Consider the following 18631-nt stretch of genomic DNA (forward strand, 5'->3'; position numbering starts at 1 on the left):
AATCCGCGCCTCGGAGTTGGCTGGGCAATCGCTGCTTCGTCGTTGTGTCCCTCGGGACAGACGGGCGGAGGGGAGGAAAGTCCGGGCTTCACAGGGCAGGGTGCCAGGTAACGCCTGGGGGGCGCGAGCCTACGACCAGTGCAACAGAGAGCAAACCGCCGATGGCCCGCAAGGGATCAGGTAAGGGTGAAAGGGTGCGGTAAGAGCGCACCGCGCGACTGGCAACAGTTCGTGGCACGGTAAACTCCACCCGAAGCAAGACCAAATAGGCCCCTATTGGCGCGGCCCGCGTTGGGGGCGGGTAGGTTGCTTGAGCCAGCGAGCGATTGCTGGCCTAGAGGAATGATTGCTACCCGGGGCAACCCGGTACAGAACCCGGCTTACAGGCCGACTCCGACCCAATTCAAGGTATGCAAATACCAACCAATCCCGGCACCTTCAGGTGCCGGGATTTTTATTATGGGGTTGCCAGACTGGCTCGTGGCGCCTTTTAGGGTTTTGTAATAAAGTTCTCGCCCATTCTGGTCGCTATAAGTCGGCTGGGTTATTTGTACCGATCACATAGCTGGCCTGATGGATGTCTCTGTGGCTGTAAGGCGAGATAAAAATGGCTAAGGTGGATTTTGAATGTCATCAAGCGGCGTAATGCTCACACCTTCCCGGTTGTTCTGTGCACAGCGGGGCAAAACTCTTCCTCATTATGACTTGCTTGGCGTCGAACGGGCTGACCAGGAGCGGCTCAAGCAGATCAACGCTCAGCTGGGTACCTTTTCTCTGCAAGCGGCAGGCTGTATGGCGCAGTTGTTCAATAGCGCCGATTGCGAACTGAGTTATCAAGAATTTACGACTGTGGCCTCGCACGTGCAAGACGATGGTCTGCTGTGGGTGGAAGCGCGCAGTGCGCTCGACGTACAACGGGTTGCCTATTTCTCCATTTCTCCTGCCGTTATATATCGCCTGGCCGTGCTCTTTTTCGGTGGTGCCTTGCGCGACCAGAGCGAGGCTCCCTCCCATGGTAAAGGGCTGACCGATACCGAGCAGCGTCTGATGCTGCGTCTTTGCCAATACCAGGTCGATATCTGGTCCTCATGTCTCGGATTGGGTGATCTTGGCTGGCAGCTGACTCTCATTACCAGGGATGCATTGCCGCAATCACGGCTATGGATGTCTGAAGCCAGCCTCACGGTTGGCAGTTTTGCACATGGCTGGCAGCTCTGGCTGGTGCCGCCGACCGAGAACTCTGGCCCCGCGGCCGGGCATGAGCTGCAGGATGGCGCGCTTGAGCAGGTGCTGACGCATGTTCCGGTACGTCTGCGTGTGGTAATGGGGCAGATGTCCATGACCCTGGCGGATCTGGAGTGCCTCAAGGTGGGCGATGTGCTCTCGCTGGATCTGCCGGAAGTCGTTCCGGCCCTGATTGGTAATCGTCCCTGCTTTAGCGGACGAGTCGCTGAACATAAAGGCAGCCTGGTGTATCAGGTCGCGACTGTTGTAGAGGAATAATCACATCATGAACGAGCACAATATGAATGACCCGCTGGATCTGGATGGACTGGATCAATTGTTTAGTGACGATATCAGCATGCCCAGCGCAGCCGACTACATGGCACCGACCAGCAACAGCAAGCAGCGGGACCTTTCCTTCTTCCGCCAGATCCCGGTCAAGGTAACCCTCGAGGTAGCCAGTACCGAAGTGCCTCTGGGCGATCTGATGCGAGTGGAAGAGGGGGCTGTGATTGAGCTGGACAAACTGGCGGGCGAGCCGCTGGATGTTCGGGTCAACGGCCGGCTGCTGGCCAAAGGCGAAGTTGTCGTGGTCAATGGCAAATATGGCTTGCGCCTGGTGGATGTGATCGACACCAATCTGCTGGGTGGCATGGACGACTGATGCGCCGGTTGCTGCTTGTCCTGCTGTTGTTTTCGCTGCCCAGTTGGGGGGCGGATATGACGTTGTTCTCGGTGATGCCGGGGGCTGAAGGAGGAGAGGACTACAACATCAAGTTGCAGATCCTCTTCTTCATGACCCTGTTGGGGTTGTTGCCGACGCTGTTGTTGATGATGACCAGCTTTACCAGGATCATCATAGTGTTGGCGATCTTGCGGCAGGCGATGGGACTGCAGCAGAGTCCTCCCAATAGGGTTCTGATCGGCATCAGCCTGATCCTGACGCTGGTGATCATGCGCCCGGTATGGACCGACATGTATCAGAACGCGTTTGTTCCCTACGACCAGAATGAAATCACCTTGTCGGAAGGGCTGGCGCGCGCCGAAAAACCGTTGCGCCACTTTATGCTGGCTCAGACCCGGGAGCCGGATCTGGAGCAGATGCTGCGCATTTCCGGTGAGCCCACCACCCTCAGCAAAGCCGACGTCCCGTTTGGTGTATTGTTGCCGGCGTTTGTGCTGAGCGAGCTGAATACGGCATTTCAGATTGGCTTCATGTTGTTTATCCCCTTTCTGGTGATCGATCTGGTGGTGGCCAGCGTGCTGATGGCCATGGGGATGATGATGTTGTCCCCTCTGATCATTTCGTTGCCATTCAAACTGATGGTGTTCGTGCTGGTGGATGGCTGGTCGATGACGGTCGGTACGCTGGCTGCCAGCTTTGGTGGGGGAGGCTGACATGACGCCGGAACAGAGCGTTGCGCTGGTTGGCGGTGCCGTCAACCTGGTCGTAGTGATGGTGTCGGTGCTGATTGTTCCGGGCCTCATCATCGGTCTCATTGTCAGTGTGTTCCAGGCTGCAACGCAGATCCAGGAGCAGACCCTCAGCTTTTTGCCCCGTTTTCTGGTGACTCTGATGACGCTCATCTTTACCGGAAACTGGCTGCTCTCCCAAATCACTACCCTGTTCCACGATCTGTTTTTGAAGATACCCGGACTAATCGGATGAATTCTCTGCTGTCCCTCAGCGCAGCCGACCTGACGGCCTGGTTGGGGCAGTGGTGGTGGCCGTTTATCCGGATCGCTACCGCCTTCTGGGTGATGCCCATCTTCGGTGATGGTCGGTTGCCACCCCAGGTCCGTCTGCTTTTTGCTTTCATCATCAGCCTGCTGCTGGCACCCATGCTCAAGGGCATGCCAGTGGTCGACCCATTCAGCACGGGCGCACTGGTGCTGACCATAGAGCAACTGTTGTTCGGGTTGCTATTCGGACTTTGTGTCCAGATGTTGTTTATGATCATGACCATGGCCGGTCAGATCCTCTCCATGCAGATGGGTCTGGCGATGGCAGTGATGAATGATCCCAGCAATGGAGATACGGCCCCCATCGTTAGCCAGCTGATGCTTATCTTCTGCTCATTGCTGTTTCTCGGCCTGAACGGCCATCTGGTCACGCTGGATGTGCTGGTGCAGAGTCTGCGGAGCTGGCCGCCCGGCTCTTCGCTCGACCTGCTGGACATGAAAGGCGTCATCGGTCTGTTTGGCTGGAGTATCGGAGCCGCCCTGATCCTGACTCTGCCAGCCGTGGTTGCCATGTTGATGGTCAACCTTACCTTCGGGGTGATGAACAGAACCGCCCCTTCCCTGAATATCTTCTCGCTAGGCTTTCCCATGACGCTGCTGCTGGGCCTGCTGACCATGGCCATTTCCATCAGCGGCGTGCCGGCTCGTTACCTTGATCTGGTGACCTATGTACTGGAACAGCTCAAGGCATTGACACCCTCATGAGTCAGAACAGCGCTCAGGACAAGACCGAAGAGGCCTCTTCCCAGAAACTGCGCAAGGCACGGGAAGAGGGGCAAATTGCGCGCTCAAAGGAGCTGAGTTCGGCCGGACTGCTGTTGCTGGGGGGGCTCGCCATGCAATGGATGGTGCCAAGCTTTGGCAACTTCTTTGCCGAGTTGATGAAACGTCCCCAGCGTTTCGACTGGCAGGGGGCCCGGGAGCCTCAGATGATGATCCACTGGACGGCTGAATCCTTGCTCAGCATGTTGTGGGTACTGCTGCCCCTGTTCGGTTTTCTCGCCCTGCTGCTGGTGCTGCTCAGTATTGTTCCGGGGGGCATGGTGCTGACCTGGAAGAAACTATTGCCCAGTGCGGAAAAAATCAATCCGCTCAAAGGGCTCAAACGGATGTTCTCGTCTCACAGCATGATGGAGCTGCTGAAGTCGGTACTCAAGATCCTGCTGATTGGTTCGACGCTGGCCCTGATGTTGCAGCACCAGTGGCCCTTGCTGATGATGATGAACCGTATGCCTCCCCAGGCTGCGATGGAGCAGGCGCTGCGCATTCTTTCGCAGGCATTCATTTTGCTTGGTTCCGTGCAGATGCTGATAGCCGTGCTGGACGTACCCTATCAGCGCTGGTCGTTGAACAAGCAGCTGCGCATGACCAAGCAGGAGGTCAAGGATGAACACAAGAATAGTGAAGGCCGGCCCGAGATAAAGGCCAAGATCCGTCAGGTTCAGGGAATGCTAGCCAGAGCGCGGATTGAACAGCGTGTGCCGCAGGCGGATGTCATCATCGTCAACCCGACCCACTATGCGGTGGCCATCAAGTATGATCCGGCGCGTGCCAATGCCCCTTATGTGATTGCCAAAGGGGTCGACGGTATGGCGGAGCGGATCCGCCAGGTCGCAAAACAGCACGACAAGATGATCATGAGCCTGCCGGAGCTGACCCGGGCCATTTATTACTCTACACGGGTGGATCAGGAGGTCCCGGCGGGCCTTTATACCGCTGTCGCCTATGTGCTGAACCATGTATTGCAGTTGCGGGCCTATGCAGCCGGCAAGGGAAAGAAACCTACCCCCCTTGCTCCCCTGTATGTGCCGCCCGAGTTACGTCAACCTGAGAGGTAAGTTGTGAACTGGCGTGTATTGACCCAATCCTATACCGCGATCCCCATGATGCTCTTGGCCATTCTGGCCATGATGATCCTGCCTCTGCCGGGTTGGCTGCTGGATACCCTGTTTACGTTCAACATTGTGTTGGCCGTGCTGGTTCTGCTGGTCTCCGTGTCGGCTCGTCGGCCACTCGATTTTTCCGTCTTCCCGACCGTCCTGCTGGTTGCGACCTTGATGCGATTGTCGCTCAACGTTGCCTCGACCCGGGTAGTGTTGCTGCATGGTCATGAGGGGCACGAGGCGGCGGGCAAGGTCATCCAGGCCTTCGGTGAGGTGGTGATCGGTGGCAACTATGTCGTCGGCCTGGTGGTATTCGTGATCCTGATGATCATCAACTTCGTGGTGATCACCAAGGGGGGGGAGCGGATCTCCGAGGTATCGGCCCGTTTCACCCTGGATGCCATGCCGGGCAAACAGATGGCGATCGATGCCGATCTCAATGCCGGCACCATGGATCAGCATCAGGCAAGGGCAAGACGGGACGAAATCGCCAGGGAAGCCGACTTCTACGGCGCCATGGACGGTGCGTCCAAATTCGTACGCGGTGATGCCATCGCTGGTTTGCTGGTACTCATCATCAATCTGGTGGGAGGTCTGGCCATCGGTATTTTCCAGCATTCTCTGCCTGTTTCGGAAGCGTTCCAGAGCTATGCACTGCTCACTATCGGTGATGGTCTTGTTGCCCAGATCCCTTCCCTGCTGATGTCCACGGCTGCGGCCATCATCGTGACCCGGGTCAGCGACGAAGGGGAGATGTCGGATCAGGTGGGCCAACAGATCCTGGCATCGCCGCGGGTAATCTACACGGCGGCAGCCATCATGCTGATCCTGGGCCTGGTACCCGGTATGCCTATGGTGGCATTCCTCAGCTTTGCGGCCGTATTGGCCTGGGCAGGCTGGAGCGTGAGCAAGCGGCAGGTCAGTCAGCCCGACCTGGAGGCAGCACATGAGCTGACGCGTCAGATGGTGCAACCGGAGCCGCAGGGCCTTGAGTGGCAGGATCTGCCACCCGTGGATACAGTTGCCATCGAGCTTGGCTACCGATTGGTCCCTTTGGCTGAAGCAGACAAGGGGGCTGAGTTGTTGGCGCGGGTGCGGGGTATTCGCAAGACGCTTTCTGAGCAGTATGGCTTCCTGTTGCCGGAAATCCGGGTACGCGACAACCTGCAACTGCAGCCGGATCAATACCGGATCAAGCTGTCAGGTGTGGGGTTGGCGAGCGGCAATGTTGATTGCCAGAGACTGATGGCGATCAGCAGTGGTGAAACCTATGGGGCCCTGGATGGAGAATTGACCCAGGATCCAGCCTATGGGATGAGTGCTGTCTGGATTTCGCCGGAGAACAAGGCCAAGGCGCTGAATTTGGGCTACTCGGTGGTGGACTCGGCGACCGTTATTGCAACGCATGCCAGCAAGCTGCTGAGGGAGCAGCTGGATAACTTGTTTGGTCACGATGAAGTCGGCAAGTTGGGACAGTATCTGGCCAGCCAGTCTCCCCGTCTGTCGGAAGAGCTAAACCTGGCGTTGACCCAGATGCAGCAGTTGCGAGTTTTTCGTCAACTGCTCAAGGAGCAGGTCAGCCTGACCGATATCCGGACCATCGCCACCACCCTGCTGGATGCGAGCGAGCTGACCAAGGATCCTGTCTTGCTGGCATCGGATGTGCGCTGCGCGCTCAAGCGCCAGATTGTGAGGCAGGCGATCGGCAGTCGGGATGTGCTGGCGACGTTTACACTGGATGACCGTCTGGAGCAAACCCTGCTGGCGGCCATGAACCAGTCACAGCAACAGGGGAAGATCCAGCTGGACAGCTTCCCTGTCGACCCTCAGCTTCTGGCCCAGTTGCAGCAAAACATGCCGCTGGTGAAGGAACAGCTGCAACAGCAGGGGCATGCCCCCGTGTTGGTGGTGATGCCGCAACTGCGTCCCCTGATGGCACGTTATGCCCGCTCATTTTCGAAAGGTCTCAAAGTGCTCTCTTATAATGAAATCCCGGAAGATTTACGGGTGGAAGTTATTGGTACATTAGGCTGAAGCAGAATTGCCATGTTAATGAAGTGACGGGAAGATGATATTCCGCATATCTACTTGAATTGTCATTAGAAGCCGCTATGATGTGACTGTTTTTGACGCAACGACGTTGAAGATTAATAACAAATATAACAATTCACATGTGCTATGCAGCTCTTCGTCAATAAGTTGAGCTGTCTTGTCCCAATACGGGCAGTCGCATGATAAAGGCAAACTGAACTGAAAAGTCAGGACGCAAAGCCTCCGGTCTAATAGCAGGAATGCTAATGATAGCGGGGTTACCAAGGCCATTGTTACCGCCTTGATACCATCAATAACCCACTTGTAGACGCTTTTTCGGCGCTTTTTTGGGCGTGGTGCGCTTTTATTTTTGACACATCAGTTCTGTTGATTGGTTTGTCCACAATCACGGGTTCGGGTTCTTATGCTTTCGGATTTATCTAACAAGAAAAACTCAAGGCCAATCGGTATTGAGAGTGTCCCTCATTTGTTATTGATTGGCACTTCGTTATCAAATGGAAACGATATTGCGGAAATATTGTTAGCGCAAGGCTATAACATCTCCTGCGTTGACTCGATTAAAAAGTCAAAAGTAATTCTCGCGGATAATTCAGTTGACCTGATCCTGCTTGATATGGATGTCATGACCGAGGCAGGCCCGCAATTGGTGCATGACTTCAGTGGTATCGATTGCATGGTTCTGGTCAATGAACATCAGGCCTATCTTGCTGCAGAAGCCATGCGGGCGGGGGCCATCGACTACATCATCAAGCCTTTCGGTGGTCGGCAGATGGTGGATGCGGTAAAGGGGGCGCTGCGTCTGCGCCAGTCCATTCCGAATCTCATCGCGGTCTCTGCCATGAGCCTGCAAGTGCTGCAACTGGCACGTCGTGCAGCCAAGACATCCGCCACCATCCTCATCGGTGGGGAGTCCGGTACTGGCAAGGAACGACTGGCCCGCTACATCCACGACATGTCCAGCCGGGCTGGCCGACCATTCGTTGCCATCAACTGTGCCGCCATTCCTGAATCTATGCTCGAGTCCATCCTGTTTGGCCACAACAAGGGGGCGTTCACCGGCGCAACGGGAGCCCAGGCCGGCAAATTCGAGCAGGCTCAGGGGGGGACTCTGCTGCTTGACGAGATCTCTGAATTGCCGTTACCGCTGCAGGCCAAACTGCTGCGGGTCTTGCAGGAACGGGAGGTCGAACGGCTTGGTAGTCACCAGACCATCGCTTTGGATGTACGGATCATTGCCGCCAGCAACAAGGATCTGCGTACTCTCGTTGTCGCTGGTCAGTTCCGGGAAGATCTGTTCTACCGTCTGGATGTGCTGCCCATGAACTGGCCCGCGCTGCGGGAGCGTCCCGACGACATTCTGCCGCTGGCGGAATACTTCATTGAACTGCATGCCCCGCAGCAGGGCTATCGCCTCAGTGAAAATGCGCGCAAGCAACTGCTGACATACGGCTGGCCCGGCAATGTCAGGGAGTTGGACAATGTCATACAACGTTCATTAATCATGGCTCGCGGATTGCATATTCAGGCCGTCGATTTGATGCTGCCCAGTTACACCATTGAATCCGACGATGCGTTGCCGGAAGTGCTTTCCGCCCCGGAAGGGCTGAGTGAGACTCGACGCTACGCAGAATTTCAATTTGTACTAGAGACCTTGCGCCGCTTTCGCGGCCATCGGACCCGCACGGCTGAAGCCCTTGGGATGACGACCCGGGCACTGAGATACAAGCTGGCGGCCATGCGTGAGCAGGGCATAGATATTGAACAGCAGCTTCAAAACTAAGGGATAAACCGAGTGAAGATTGAAATGATGTCATCACAGGTGACGCTCTTGCAGCAGATGCAGGAGATGCAGCGAGTCGCCAGCCAAACCCCTGTTATCGAATCGAATGATGTCTCGAACGTATCATTCGGTGATGCCATGCGCGACGTCGTTGGCCGGGTCAACGAGCAGCAAAATATCGCCTCACGGCTGATGACTGCCGTGGATGCGGGTCAGAGCGACGATCTGGTTGGTGCCATGGTCGCCAGCCAGAAAGCGGGACTCAGTTTTTCTGCCCTCATGCAGGTAAGGAACAAGCTGATGACCGGTTTCGACGACATTATGCGTATGCCACTCTGAGGTAAGTGATGACTGAACTGGTAACGTCCCCGCAAGGGGCTGCGGATTCCTTCAGAACACGCGTCCAGGAGGGCTTGCGCAACTGGCGCAGTCTGTCCCGCGACAACAAATCCATCCTGACCATAGCGTTGCTTGCCGCCATCGTGGCGGGAACCATCGTGGTGATCCTGTGGACTTCCAGCAAGAACTACGTGCCCTTGTACGGCAAACAGGAGTTGTATGACACCGCCAACATCATGGAGATGTTGGAAAAAGAGCAGGTCCCATTCAGGCTGGAGAAGAGCTCCGGCCAGATCCTGGTGCCGGAAAATCAGCTGGCCCATGTGCGCATGGCGCTGGCGGCCAGAGGGGTGAGGGCCGCCATGCCCGCCGGTCTGGAAGGGCTGGACAATGTGACGGGCCTGGGGACCAGTGAGTTCATGGAGGGAGCCCGTTACCGGCATGCGCTGGAAGGGGAGCTGGCGAGAACCATCATTTCACTGGATGCGGTGCGCAGTGCCCGGGTGCATCTGGCGATCCCCAAGCGGACGCTGTTCGTCGGACGGGATGAAGAGAAGCCCAGTGCGTCCGTCATGCTGGATCTGCAGCCTGGCCAGGCCATGGAGCCGGGGCAGGTCGAAGCGATCGCCAACCTGGTTGCTGGCAGCATATCCGGCATGAAGCCGGGGGCAGTAACCATAGTGGATCAGGCGGGTCAGCTGCTCAGTGCCGAACTGGGAGACAAGGCAGGCTTTGGCAAGCAGAGCGTGCAGCAGATGGAGTATGTGCGCAAGCTTGAACAGTACATCCGTCAGCGTGCCAGTGACATGCTCTATCCCATGCTGGGCACGGGTAACTTCAGGGTACAGATTGCTGCCGACGTGAACTTCAATGCGGTAGAAGAGACCCAGCAACAGCTGGATCCACAGGGCGTGGTCACCAAGGAGTCCAGCAAGTCGGATAAAACCATCGATGCACTGGCATTGGGGATCCCCGGTGCCTTGTCCAATCGCCCGCCCGAAACGACCCCCAAGAGCGAGCAGCCGGCTCAGAATCAGGGGGCTGCAAGTGCAGAAGCCCAGAAGAACGACTCTCGCACCGAGCGCCAAGAGGTCAACAAGCAGTACGAAAACAGCCGCACCATAGTGCATACCCGCTACCAGCAGGGTCGTTTGGAGAAGATGAACGTCTCCATTTTGCTGAACCAGCAGAGTGCCCCCAAGGGCGGCTGGAATGAGCAGCAGCTGGAGCAGATCCGGCAGATGGTGGAACGTTCGGTGGGATTTGACGATACCCGTGGCGATCAGATCAGCCTGCAGGTATTCGATTTTACCGGTGCCGTGCCGATCGCCCCGCCCGAGTCGAGTTGGTGGGAAACCCCGTATTGGCAGGACTCTCTGCGTTATCTGGTGGGCGGCCTGCTTGGCCTTACACTGGTGTTCTTCGGCATCAGACCGCTGGTCAAACATCTGGTGCGTACCCAGCAGTTGCCTGAGGAAACCGCGACCGAGGAGCAGGATGAACAGCTGGAACCGACAGTGGGTCTTTCCATGCGCCGGGATGATGATGCCGCTTTGGCTGCCCCCGCGATGGGCAATGGTTTGATTCGCTCTGACAACCAGATGGAGCCGCAGTTCTCCTCGCTGGATCTGGAGGCTTTGCCAGAGCCGGGCTCCGAACTAGAAGTACAGCTCAAACACCTGCAACTGCTGGTGGAAAAAGACACGGCGCGTGTTGCGGAAGTGGTCAGATCATGGGTGAGTGGCAATGAACAACGTTAACCTGAACCAAAACGCCGTCGATATCGACATCGACAACCTGGAGAAGGCCGCGATTCTGCTGCTGAGCATGGGGACCGAGGCCGCCGCCAAGGTGATGCAAAAGTTGTCCCGTGATGAGGTGCAACGACTTATCTCCAAAATGGCTGGCCTGTCGGGGGTCAGTTCGATGGAGGCCAAGTGGACGCTGCAACAGTTCTTCAACCAGTACCGTGAGCAGAGCGGCATCGGCAGCGCCTCACGCGAGTATCTGGAACAGACGCTGGATCTGGCGCTGGGTCAGCGCCTCTCCCGCAGTCTGCTCGACAGCCTCTATGGCGATGTGATGAGCCAGGACATCCAGCGTTTGCAGTGGGTGCCCGCCGAGGTGCTTGCCCGTTTCTTCCGCAATGAACATCCTCAGATGCAGGCCGTATTGCTGGCTTTCCTACCCCCGCAGACGGCATCCGCCGTGCTGGATGCTCTGCCGGGTTCGGTGCACGACGATCTGCTGGTTCGTGTCGCCAGTCTCAACAGCGTCAGCGAACACGTGCTGGGAGAACTGCGTCTGACCCTGGACCGTTGTCTGGCTTACGTTGCCGATCAGTCGGGAGCCAAGGTCAACGGGGTGCGCCAGGTGGCGGATATTCTGAACCGCTATCAGGGCGACAAGGAGCAGATGCTCTCTCTGCTGCGCGAACACGATGGCGACATGGCGCTGGAAATCGAGAAAAACATGTTCGATTTCATGGCGTTGCGCCGTCAGACCGACGAAACACTGCAGCGTCTGGTGCAGGAGCTGCCAAGCGATCTGCTGGCGCTGGCACTGAAAAATACCGAGGCCAGCTTCCGCAAGGTGGTGCTGGGCGCCATGCCGAAGCGGATGGCGCAGGCGTTGGAAGCCCAAATCCAGGGACAGGGCAGCGTCTCCTTGCGCAAGGTCGAACAGGCCCGCGAAGAGGTGATGCAGCTGGTTCGCGAATTGGTGGAGCAGGGCGAAGTCGAATTCCAGCTATTCGAAGAACCCACCGTCAATTAACAGGAGGCGTCCATGAACCACAGTGTGCGCAAGTTGGCGGCGGGAGCCACCCGTCTCTACCGTTTCCCGTCGTTGGGACAGAGTGGAGAAGAGGCACAGAGCCAGCAGGAACAATTCGAATTCGGCTATCAGCAGGGGCTGGAACAAGGCCACGACGAAGGGTATCAGTCAGGGTACCAGCAGGGCCTGACCAGCGGTCTGGTGGAAGGGGAAGCCAAGGGGCTGCAACAAGGGCAAACCCGCGGGTTTGCCCAGGGGCTGGCGGAAGGGCGAGCCTCTTTCGATCAGGCCATGGTGCCGTTTGCCAAATTGCAGGCGCAGTGGGAGTCCCTGACCCGCAGTCGAATGCAGGAACAGAAGGAACTGGTTGCCCAGCTGGTTGCCCAGGTGGCGAAGCGGGTGATCCAGGCCGAATTTACGCTCAATCCGCAACAGGTACTCAAACAGGTAGAACAGGCATTGGCGAGCCAGCCTGCCACCTCGGAAGAGCTGGTGATCTATCTCAGCGAAGGGGATCGGCAGCGACTGGCAGAGCAGGGGGTGACCCGCTGCGAGGGGTGGCCATTGCAGGTGGACCCGGCTCTGGGCATAGGCGATGCGCGCCTGGAAACCCGAGCGGCGGTCATAGAGGTCAACACGAGCGAACGTCTTGCTGCCTGTATGAAGCAGCTCAACAGCACACTGGAATTGTCCCAGGATGCATGAGGCCCTGCAACAGGCGCTCACATCGGCGCTGGACAGCTTTGACTATGTCCCCGGCTTTCGCCGCTATGGTCGGCTGGTGCGGGTGACGGGGTTGACGCTGGAGGTGGTGGGTTGCCAGCTGGTGATGGGTCAGCGTTGCCGGGTCGATACTGCGACAGGCACGCCATTGCTGGCTGAAGTGGTGGGCTTCAACCGTGATGTCTCCTATCTGATGCCGTTGCAACAGATGGGTGGTCTCTATGCCGGTGCCCGGGTGCTGCCCATCGACGGGGAAGAGACGATTCGGGTCGGTGAACACCTGCTGGGTCGAGTCGTAGATGGTCTGCTGCAGCCACTGGATGGCCGGCCGCTGCGTGATGAGGGGGAGCATGTGGCGCTGTTCTGTTCCCCTCCGAACCCCTTGCTGCGTACACCGGTTCGCGAGCCGCTGGATGTCGGTATCCGCGCCATCAATGGCCTGCTGACCGTCGGCAAGGGACAGCGGCTGGGCCTGTTTGCGGGCTCAGGGGTCGGCAAGAGTATGCTGCTCGGCATGATGACCCGCAATACCACCGCCCAGATAGTCGTCGTCGGCCTGATTGGTGAGCGGGGACGGGAGGTGCGCGAGTTCATCGAGCACAGCCTGGGGGCGGAGGGGCTGGCTCGCGCCGTGGTGATAGCTGCGCCAGCAGACCAGTCACCGCTGATGCGGCTGCGGGCGGCTCAGCTGTGCCACCGTATCGCCGAGTACTTTCGTGAGCAGGGTCAGGATGTGTTGCTGTTGATGGACTCTCTGACTCGCTATGCCCAGGCCCAGCGTGAAATAGCACTGGCAATAGGGGAACCTCCCGCGACTCGAGGTTATCCGCCATCGGTATTCAGCATGCTGACCCAGCTGGTGGAGCGAGCCGGTAATGGTACGCACCCGGATGGCTCTCTGAGCGCCTTCTATACGGTGCTGGCGGAGGGGGATGATCAGCAGGATCCCGTGGTGGATTCGGCCCGTGCCATTCTGGATGGTCACATAGTGTTGACCCGCAGACTGGCGGAGGAAGGTCACTATCCTGCCATCGACATTGGTGCCTCGGTCAGCCGGGTCATGCCGCAAGTGGTGCCTGCCGAGTGGCAGCAACTGGCCGTCACGCTGCGGCAACTGTGGGGCCGTTATCAGCAGGTACGTGAGCTGCTACCGCTAGGTGGCTATCAGCCTGGCGCCGATCCCCAGATGGATGAAGCCGTGCAGCGTTATCCAGCCATCGCCGCCTTCCTGCAGCAAGGCATCCACGAAGAGACCCCCCTCGCCCAGGTCACCGCCGGGCTCAGACAAGTGCTCGGAAGGCAATAAGGGGCGGCCGTGCTGAAGTCTTATCTTGGTTTGCAGCAGGATGCGCTGGAAAACATGGGCAAGGAGCGCCAACGACTGCGGGAAGAGGCCATGCGGGAAGAGCAGCGGGCATTGCGGTTGCAGGAGGTAATTGGCTCATTGCACTGCGGTTCAGCAACTTTTCACCCCCTGTTGTGGCAGAACAAGCATCAGATGGATGGTCAGCTGCGGCGACTGTTGGCCCATCAAATGCAGCAGTCTGCGCTGGCCAGACTCGATCTGGAGCGACACGAGGGAGAGGTGCTCAAACAGTTTGGTCGGGTCAAAGGGCTGGAGCTGTTGCTGGATAAACGTGAACAGGCACAGCAACGGCAGCTGGAGTCGAGCGATCAACGCCAGCTGGATGAGCTGGCCAGTCTGCGGCATCGCATGATGAAAGGGGAGTAGGGATTAATCCGGCAAGCGTTCCTGCTGCCCATAAGCGGGTTCATGACCCAGCAGCGTATTGATGGTTTCTATCTGGCCGGCCAGCAAGCGGCCGTTGAGCTCGTTCTGACGCAGACATTGCTGCAACAGTTGTTCCAGCTGCAGCCACTGTTTGGCAACCTTATGCTGCAGGTTGGCGGGCAGTTTTTCGATGAGTGCCGCCATCCCTTTTTCATCAGGCTTCAATCCCAGCGCCAGCAGATGCTGACAGCGTTGTTGCGCCTGTTGCTGCACCTGCATCATCAGTTGTGTTTGTTGCTGATTATGTTCAGCCAGTGCGTCAACGTCGTGAGCGGCCAGCAGACTGTGCTGACGCAGCAGCAGTTGTTGCAGGGCGACATAGCGGGTGCCGTCTTGCTGAATGCCCAGGATCAGCTCTTTGACCCTCTGCTTGGCGTCCATGCTCATCGACGATGCATGTCCAGAATGGCCTGACCCAGTGCATCCATGTCGAGTTCTAGCTTGCCCTCGCTGATGGCCTGTCGGATCCGGTTGACCTTGTCCATGTCCACGTCGGAAGTCGTAGCCAGTTCGGCCCTCGCCTGATTCACGAACTGGGCCGTGGTGCTGATCTGGGCATCAGCCTGGCTGGCGCGTGGCTGCGACGGCGTGGATGGCGCTTCCTGCTTGCGTTGCAACTGGGCCTGAACATAGAGCGGGTCGGTGCGTGTGATCTTCATAACGTCAATTCCTGATGGTCTATCTATGACAAGCGACCCAAGGTCGATGTAACTTAAATCAAACCCGTGCTTTGAATTAAAAACGGGTTTCAACTTCCCCCTTGTCGATCACCCAGGCCTGGATTTCCTTGCCCGAACTCAGATTTTTCACTCGGATTCCGTCGCCGATGGCCCCGTTGGCCAGTGCCCGTCCTCGCGTCGTAGCGGAAAATCCATCCTGGCCAGCCCGGATCAACACACCTTCACCTTCTCGTATGGCCCAGGCTTTCTGCAAATCCAATTCGCCGATCAGCTGACCCATTCGCAGGTTGCGGTTGCTTTTGCTGCCCACCAGAGACTCTGAGGTGGGCACAAAGCCACGTTGCAACCGGCTGACCTCAAGCGATTTTTCGATCAGATCGCCAGGTCGGATGACATGGCCTCTAGGCAGCTCCTGAGCCGTCACCCAGACCGGCAGCATCAGTGTCACCTCGACCCTGGCCCTGATCTGCCAGGCCGGGTCGACGCACTCTGCCAGATAGGGTCGCCGTCCCCAGGGCTGACGATACTGACCACCGGCCTGCAGGCGGATAGGCTGCGAGCAGTCCGGCAGATGGGTGACTGCCGGGGAGATCCAGACCTGATATTCCGCTTCGGGCGCAGGCCAGCCCTGCTGCAGCAGATAGGCATGCAGGGCCTGGCTGGCATCCTCCTGCAACAGTGCTTCGAGCTGCCGGGTCAGGGTGTTTGGCTCAGCCAGCAGTGGCCATGACAGCAGCCACAGAGCCAGCAGGTTGCTGCGCTTCCATACGGGAAACAGTGCTTCCCCTTTTATCCGTGTTATCAGCCACTGTTGACGCTGTAACCAGCGGAAATAAAGGTTCTTCATGGTTGGCATGAGTCTTGATAAAGAGTGCACCGGTCTGACTGATTCATAGAAGGATGAAGCATGAGTATCTCATTTGACAGCGCGTTGGGTGTACACCCTTATGCCCTCGATGTGCGGGCGGATCGGGCGCGTATCCTGGCAGGCAACCTGGCCAATGTAGATACCCCAGGTTATCTGGCCCGGGATGTCGATTATAAGACGATTCTGGGGCGTGTCGCGCAGCAAGTTGCAGCGGGAGACGAGAGTGCCGCCATTGCACAGGGCAGCATGGCCAATGACATGCAGCATCCTCTCTATCGTATTCCCTATCAGGTATCAATGGATGGCAATACCGCCGAACTCAGCGTCGAGCAGAGCAAGTTTGCCAACAACGCCACTGATTTCCAGACCAGTCTCACCTTTCTGAATATGAAAATTACCGGGATCGCCAAGGCGATCGAGGGCCGCTGATCATGTCGTTCAATCGCATCTATGACATTGCAGGTAGTGCAATGCGAGCACAAACCGTTCGTCTGGACACGGTTGCCTCCAACCTGGCGAACGTGGACAGTGCCGCGGGCAGTGAAGAGGCGGCCTTCCGTGCCATCAAGCCGGTGTTCTCCACCCTTTATCAGCGGGTGCAGGATGCCGAGGCGCTGGGGTCGGCTCAGGTGCAGATAGCTGGCATAGTGCAATCCGATCGTCAGGTCGAGAAGCGTCTTGAGCCCACCAACCCCTTGGCTGATCAGGACGGCTTTGTCTACTACTCCAACGTCAACGCGGTGGAGGAGATGGCCGACATGATGAGTGCATCCCGTGGTTTTGAAACCTCCGTCGAGGTGATCAACCGTATCAACAGCATGCAGCAGGGTCTGTTGCGCCTGGGTCAGGGAGTGTAAGCCATGAGCCTGCCTCAGGTAAGCAGTCTGGATACGGCCCGCAGCACCAGCCAGCGCAACACGACACCGGAGATAGCCCCCAATAACACGGCTGCCGGCCAGAATGCCCAGAGCGGTATGCAGTTGCGTAACGAATTCCTGCAGATGATGGTTGCCCAGATCCAGAACCAAGATCCCACCAACCCCCTAGATGGTGCCCAGTATGTTACCCAGCTGGCACAGTTCAGCATGGTGGAAGGGGTGGAAAGCCTGAAGGTCTTGCAGCAGAAGTCCATCAACATGATGGATACCCAGCAGGTACTACAGAGCACTGACCTGATCGACAAGGAAGTGATGGTTCCGAGCAAGACACTGACCAAGAGCGACGAAAAAGCGATCCGGGGGCAGGTGGAACTGGCCGGTGCCGCCGATCAGGTTGAACTCAAGGTGTATGACAAGCACGGCACCCTGGTTGCGACCAAAAACTGGGGTGAGAGCAAGGCCGGTGGCCTTGATTATGAACTGCCCCCTTTGCCTGCCGGTGAATACAGCTTCGAGGTCAAAGCCTCGCTCCAAGGTGTGGCGACCACGACCAAGAATTATGTGGCCAGCACAGTAGAGCGGGTCACCCTGCCTGGTACAGGCGAAATTATGTTACAGGTGGCAGGAGTGGGCGATGTGCCTCTCTTCAGTGCCATCCAGTTTGGCAAATCGGCGTAATCAGATAGGAGCGAAACTGTGTCTTTCAGTATCGGATTGAGCGGCCTGCGCGCCGTAAACCAGGAATTGAGTGTCATCAGCAACAACGTGGCCAACGCCAGCACGGCCGGCTTCAAGTCCAGCCGTGCCGAGTTTGCCGCCATTTATGGCGGTGGTCAGGCTGGTGGTGTAGAGATGAACAACGTTTCCCAGAATTTTGACCGCAATGGTGACGTGACCCGTACCGGCCGTGGGCTGGATCTGGCGATCTCGGGCAGCGGCTTCTTTGTGCTCAAGGACAGCAACGGCCAGACCTCTTATACCCGGGCAGGCATGTTTCAGCGGGATCCCAACAATTACCTGACCACCGCCAGCGGTACGCGGCTGCAAGGTTACACCACCAATGATGCGGGCGAACTGCAGTCCGGTGTGGTGGGGGACATTCAGGTCAAGGCCGGCAGCTTGCCTGCCAAACCGTCCGACAAGCTGGAGTTCGTTGCCAACCTCAAGGCCGATGCCGGTGTGATCGACCAGACGGCCCATCCGTTCGATCCTGACAAGTCGGCCAGCTTCAGCTATTCCCAGTCCAGCAAGGTGTATGACTCGCTGGGGGTTGAGCACACAGTCACCCAGTATTTCGTCAAGACGGCCGACAACACCTGGCAGGTCAACTATGCCTTCAATGGCACCAAGACAGGCACCCCTGTGACGCTGGAGTTCAACACCAACGGTACCCTGAAGTCTCCGACGACCTCCCCGGTCCTGGACCTGACCCCGCCCGGTGCCGAAAAGATCTCCCTGCAAGTCGATATCGCCCGTGTCAGCCAGTACGCCTCCGATTTCAACGCCACGCGCAACCAGTCAAATGGGTATACCGCCGGCGATCTGACCGGGGTGCGGGTGGATGCCGATGGTGGTGTCTATGCCACCTTTACCAACGGTCAGAGCCTGTTGCAAGGCCAGGTGGTGATGGCGAACTTCACCAACCCCAACGGTCTGCTGCAAACCAACAATACCACCTGGCAGCAATCGTTCAGCTCTGGCCAGCCGGTATTGGGTGCCCCCGGCACGGGGACCATGGGGTCATTGACCGCAGGGGCTTATGAGGGGTCCAACGTGGATCTGACCGGGGAGCTGGTGAGCCTGATGACTTCCCAGCGCAACTATCAGGCCAACGCCAAGACCATCAGCTCCGCTGACAAGATGACCCAGGTTCTCTTCAACTCCTTCTAAGGCT

The 18631-nt window shown here is 57.8% G+C and carries 21 protein-coding genes, 1 other RNA gene and 1 riboswitch; of the genes, 19 read left to right on the forward strand and 3 right to left on the reverse strand.

What is annotated here, in order from left to right:
• Positions 1 to 12 precede the first annotated feature (12 nt).
• The 15 genes from rnpB (at position 13) to lfiJ (ending at position 14251) form a co-directional block, all read left to right on the forward strand.
• Positions 13 to 399, forward strand: an RNA gene (gene rnpB, locus ACB033_RS10665) — RNase P RNA component class A.
• A gap of 228 nt (positions 400 to 627) precedes the next feature.
• Entirely contained in the window at positions 628 to 1503 is an 876-nt protein-coding gene (gene lfiM, locus ACB033_RS10670) for a lateral flagellar motor switch protein LfiM (RefSeq protein ID WP_371140513.1), read from the forward strand.
• A 7-nt stretch (positions 1504 to 1510) separates the two neighbouring features.
• Positions 1511 to 1888, forward strand: a complete 378-nt coding sequence (lfiN, locus tag ACB033_RS10675; RefSeq protein ID WP_005305855.1) for a lateral flagellar motor switch protein LfiN — start codon at positions 1511 to 1513, stop codon at positions 1886 to 1888.
• Positions 1888 to 2622 (forward strand): flagellar type III secretion system pore protein FliP, encoded by a 735-nt coding sequence (gene fliP, locus ACB033_RS10680; RefSeq protein ID WP_005305852.1) that lies wholly within the window; start codon positions 1888 to 1890, stop codon positions 2620 to 2622. Before lfiN ends, fliP begins: the two co-directional genes overlap by 1 nt.
• A gap of 1 nt (position 2623) precedes the next feature.
• Positions 2624 to 2893: a lateral flagellar biosynthetic protein LfiQ gene (gene lfiQ, locus ACB033_RS10685; protein WP_005305849.1), complete on the forward strand. Its 270-nt coding sequence runs from the start codon at positions 2624 to 2626 to the stop codon at positions 2891 to 2893.
• Positions 2890 to 3672 (forward strand): lateral flagellar biosynthetic protein LfiR, encoded by a 783-nt coding sequence (lfiR, locus tag ACB033_RS10690; protein ID WP_005305847.1) that lies wholly within the window; start codon positions 2890 to 2892, stop codon positions 3670 to 3672. Before lfiQ ends, lfiR begins: the two co-directional genes overlap by 4 nt.
• Complete coding sequence (gene flhB, locus ACB033_RS10695) at positions 3669 to 4805, forward strand: flagellar biosynthesis protein FlhB (protein WP_005305844.1); 1137 nt, start codon at positions 3669 to 3671, stop codon at positions 4803 to 4805. The genes lfiR and flhB overlap by 4 nt, the downstream gene beginning before the upstream one ends.
• A 3-nt stretch (positions 4806 to 4808) precedes the next feature.
• Positions 4809 to 6884 carry a lateral flagellar biosynthesis protein LfhA gene (gene lfhA, locus ACB033_RS10700; RefSeq protein WP_005305840.1) on the forward strand — a complete coding sequence of 692 codons (2076 nt, stop codon included), beginning with the start codon at positions 4809 to 4811 and terminating at the stop codon, positions 6882 to 6884.
• Between the two features lie 195 nt (positions 6885 to 7079).
• Positions 7080 to 7167, forward strand: a riboswitch (cyclic di-GMP riboswitch).
• Between the two features lie 138 nt (positions 7168 to 7305).
• A complete protein-coding gene (gene lafK / locus ACB033_RS10705; RefSeq protein WP_139725703.1) occupies positions 7306 to 8682 on the forward strand; it encodes a lateral flagellar response regulator transcription factor LafK in 1377 nt (458 codons plus the stop codon).
• A 12-nt stretch (positions 8683 to 8694) separates the two neighbouring features.
• A complete protein-coding gene (gene lfiE / locus ACB033_RS10710; RefSeq protein WP_017409393.1) occupies positions 8695 to 9021 on the forward strand; it encodes a lateral flagellar hook-basal body complex protein LfiE in 327 nt (108 codons plus the stop codon).
• 17 nt (positions 9022 to 9038) lie between these two features.
• Entirely contained in the window at positions 9039 to 10781 is a 1743-nt protein-coding gene (fliFL, locus tag ACB033_RS10715) for a lateral flagellar M-ring protein FliFL (RefSeq protein ID WP_099359814.1), read from the forward strand.
• Positions 10768 to 11796: a lateral flagellar motor switch protein FliGL gene (gene fliGL / locus ACB033_RS10720; RefSeq protein WP_005305826.1), complete on the forward strand. Its 1029-nt coding sequence runs from the start codon at positions 10768 to 10770 to the stop codon at positions 11794 to 11796. The genes fliFL and fliGL overlap by 14 nt, the downstream gene beginning before the upstream one ends.
• Before the next feature lie 12 nt (positions 11797 to 11808).
• On the forward strand, positions 11809 to 12501 hold the full coding sequence (lfiH, locus tag ACB033_RS10725) for a lateral flagellar assembly protein FliH (RefSeq protein ID WP_139397679.1): 693 nt from the start codon (positions 11809 to 11811) through the stop codon (positions 12499 to 12501).
• A complete protein-coding gene (gene lfiI / locus ACB033_RS10730) occupies positions 12494 to 13825 on the forward strand; it encodes a lateral flagellar FliI-like assembly ATPase LfiI (RefSeq protein WP_139397680.1) in 1332 nt (443 codons plus the stop codon). The genes lfiH and lfiI overlap by 8 nt, the downstream gene beginning before the upstream one ends.
• Before the next feature lie 9 nt (positions 13826 to 13834).
• Positions 13835 to 14251 (forward strand): lateral flagellar protein LfiJ, encoded by a 417-nt coding sequence (gene lfiJ, locus ACB033_RS10735; protein ID WP_099359789.1) that lies wholly within the window; start codon positions 13835 to 13837, stop codon positions 14249 to 14251.
• 3 nt (positions 14252 to 14254) lie between these two features.
• Here lfiJ and lfgN read toward each other — a convergent pair whose 3' ends face one another.
• The 3 genes from lfgN to lfgA all read right to left on the reverse strand — a co-directional run bounded on the left by lfgN (position 14255) and on the right by lfgA (position 15847).
• A complete protein-coding gene (lfgN, locus tag ACB033_RS10740; RefSeq protein WP_371140514.1) occupies positions 14255 to 14698 on the reverse strand; it encodes a lateral flagellar protein LfgN in 444 nt (147 codons plus the stop codon).
• On the reverse strand, positions 14695 to 14970 hold the full coding sequence (gene flgM, locus ACB033_RS10745; protein ID WP_017782423.1) for a flagellar biosynthesis anti-sigma factor FlgM: 276 nt from the start codon (positions 14968 to 14970) through the stop codon (positions 14695 to 14697). Before flgM ends, lfgN begins: the two co-directional genes overlap by 4 nt.
• 76 nt (positions 14971 to 15046) lie before the next feature.
• Complete coding sequence (gene lfgA / locus ACB033_RS10750; protein ID WP_193557972.1) at positions 15047 to 15847, reverse strand: lateral flagellar basal body P-ring formation protein LfgA; 801 nt, start codon at positions 15845 to 15847, stop codon at positions 15047 to 15049.
• A gap of 51 nt (positions 15848 to 15898) precedes the next feature.
• On the opposite strand from lfgA, the gene lfgB reads away from it, so the two are divergent.
• Genes lfgB through flgEL form a run of 4 tightly spaced genes read left to right on the forward strand, consistent with a single transcriptional unit; the run spans position 15899 to position 18627 of the window.
• Complete coding sequence (gene lfgB / locus ACB033_RS10755) at positions 15899 to 16288, forward strand: lateral flagellar basal body rod protein LfgB (RefSeq protein ID WP_005305804.1); 390 nt, start codon at positions 15899 to 15901, stop codon at positions 16286 to 16288.
• A 2-nt stretch (positions 16289 to 16290) separates the two neighbouring features.
• The gene (flgCL, locus tag ACB033_RS10760; protein WP_017788251.1) at positions 16291 to 16716 is read left to right on the forward strand and encodes a lateral flagellar basal body rod protein FlgCL; all 426 of its coding nucleotides are present in this window, start codon (positions 16291 to 16293) and stop codon (positions 16714 to 16716) included.
• A gap of 3 nt (positions 16717 to 16719) precedes the next feature.
• Positions 16720 to 17415: a flagellar hook assembly protein FlgD gene (locus ACB033_RS10765; RefSeq protein WP_139397683.1), complete on the forward strand. Its 696-nt coding sequence runs from the start codon at positions 16720 to 16722 to the stop codon at positions 17413 to 17415.
• A gap of 18 nt (positions 17416 to 17433) precedes the next feature.
• Positions 17434 to 18627, forward strand: a complete 1194-nt coding sequence (gene flgEL / locus ACB033_RS10770) for a lateral flagellar hook protein FlgEL (protein WP_005305795.1) — start codon at positions 17434 to 17436, stop codon at positions 18625 to 18627.
• Positions 18628 to 18631: the final 4 nt, after the last annotated feature.

It is taken from the genome of Aeromonas sp. S15(2024), assembly GCF_041402265.1.
Taxonomy (GTDB): Bacteria; Pseudomonadota; Gammaproteobacteria; order Enterobacterales; family Aeromonadaceae; genus Aeromonas; species Aeromonas dhakensis.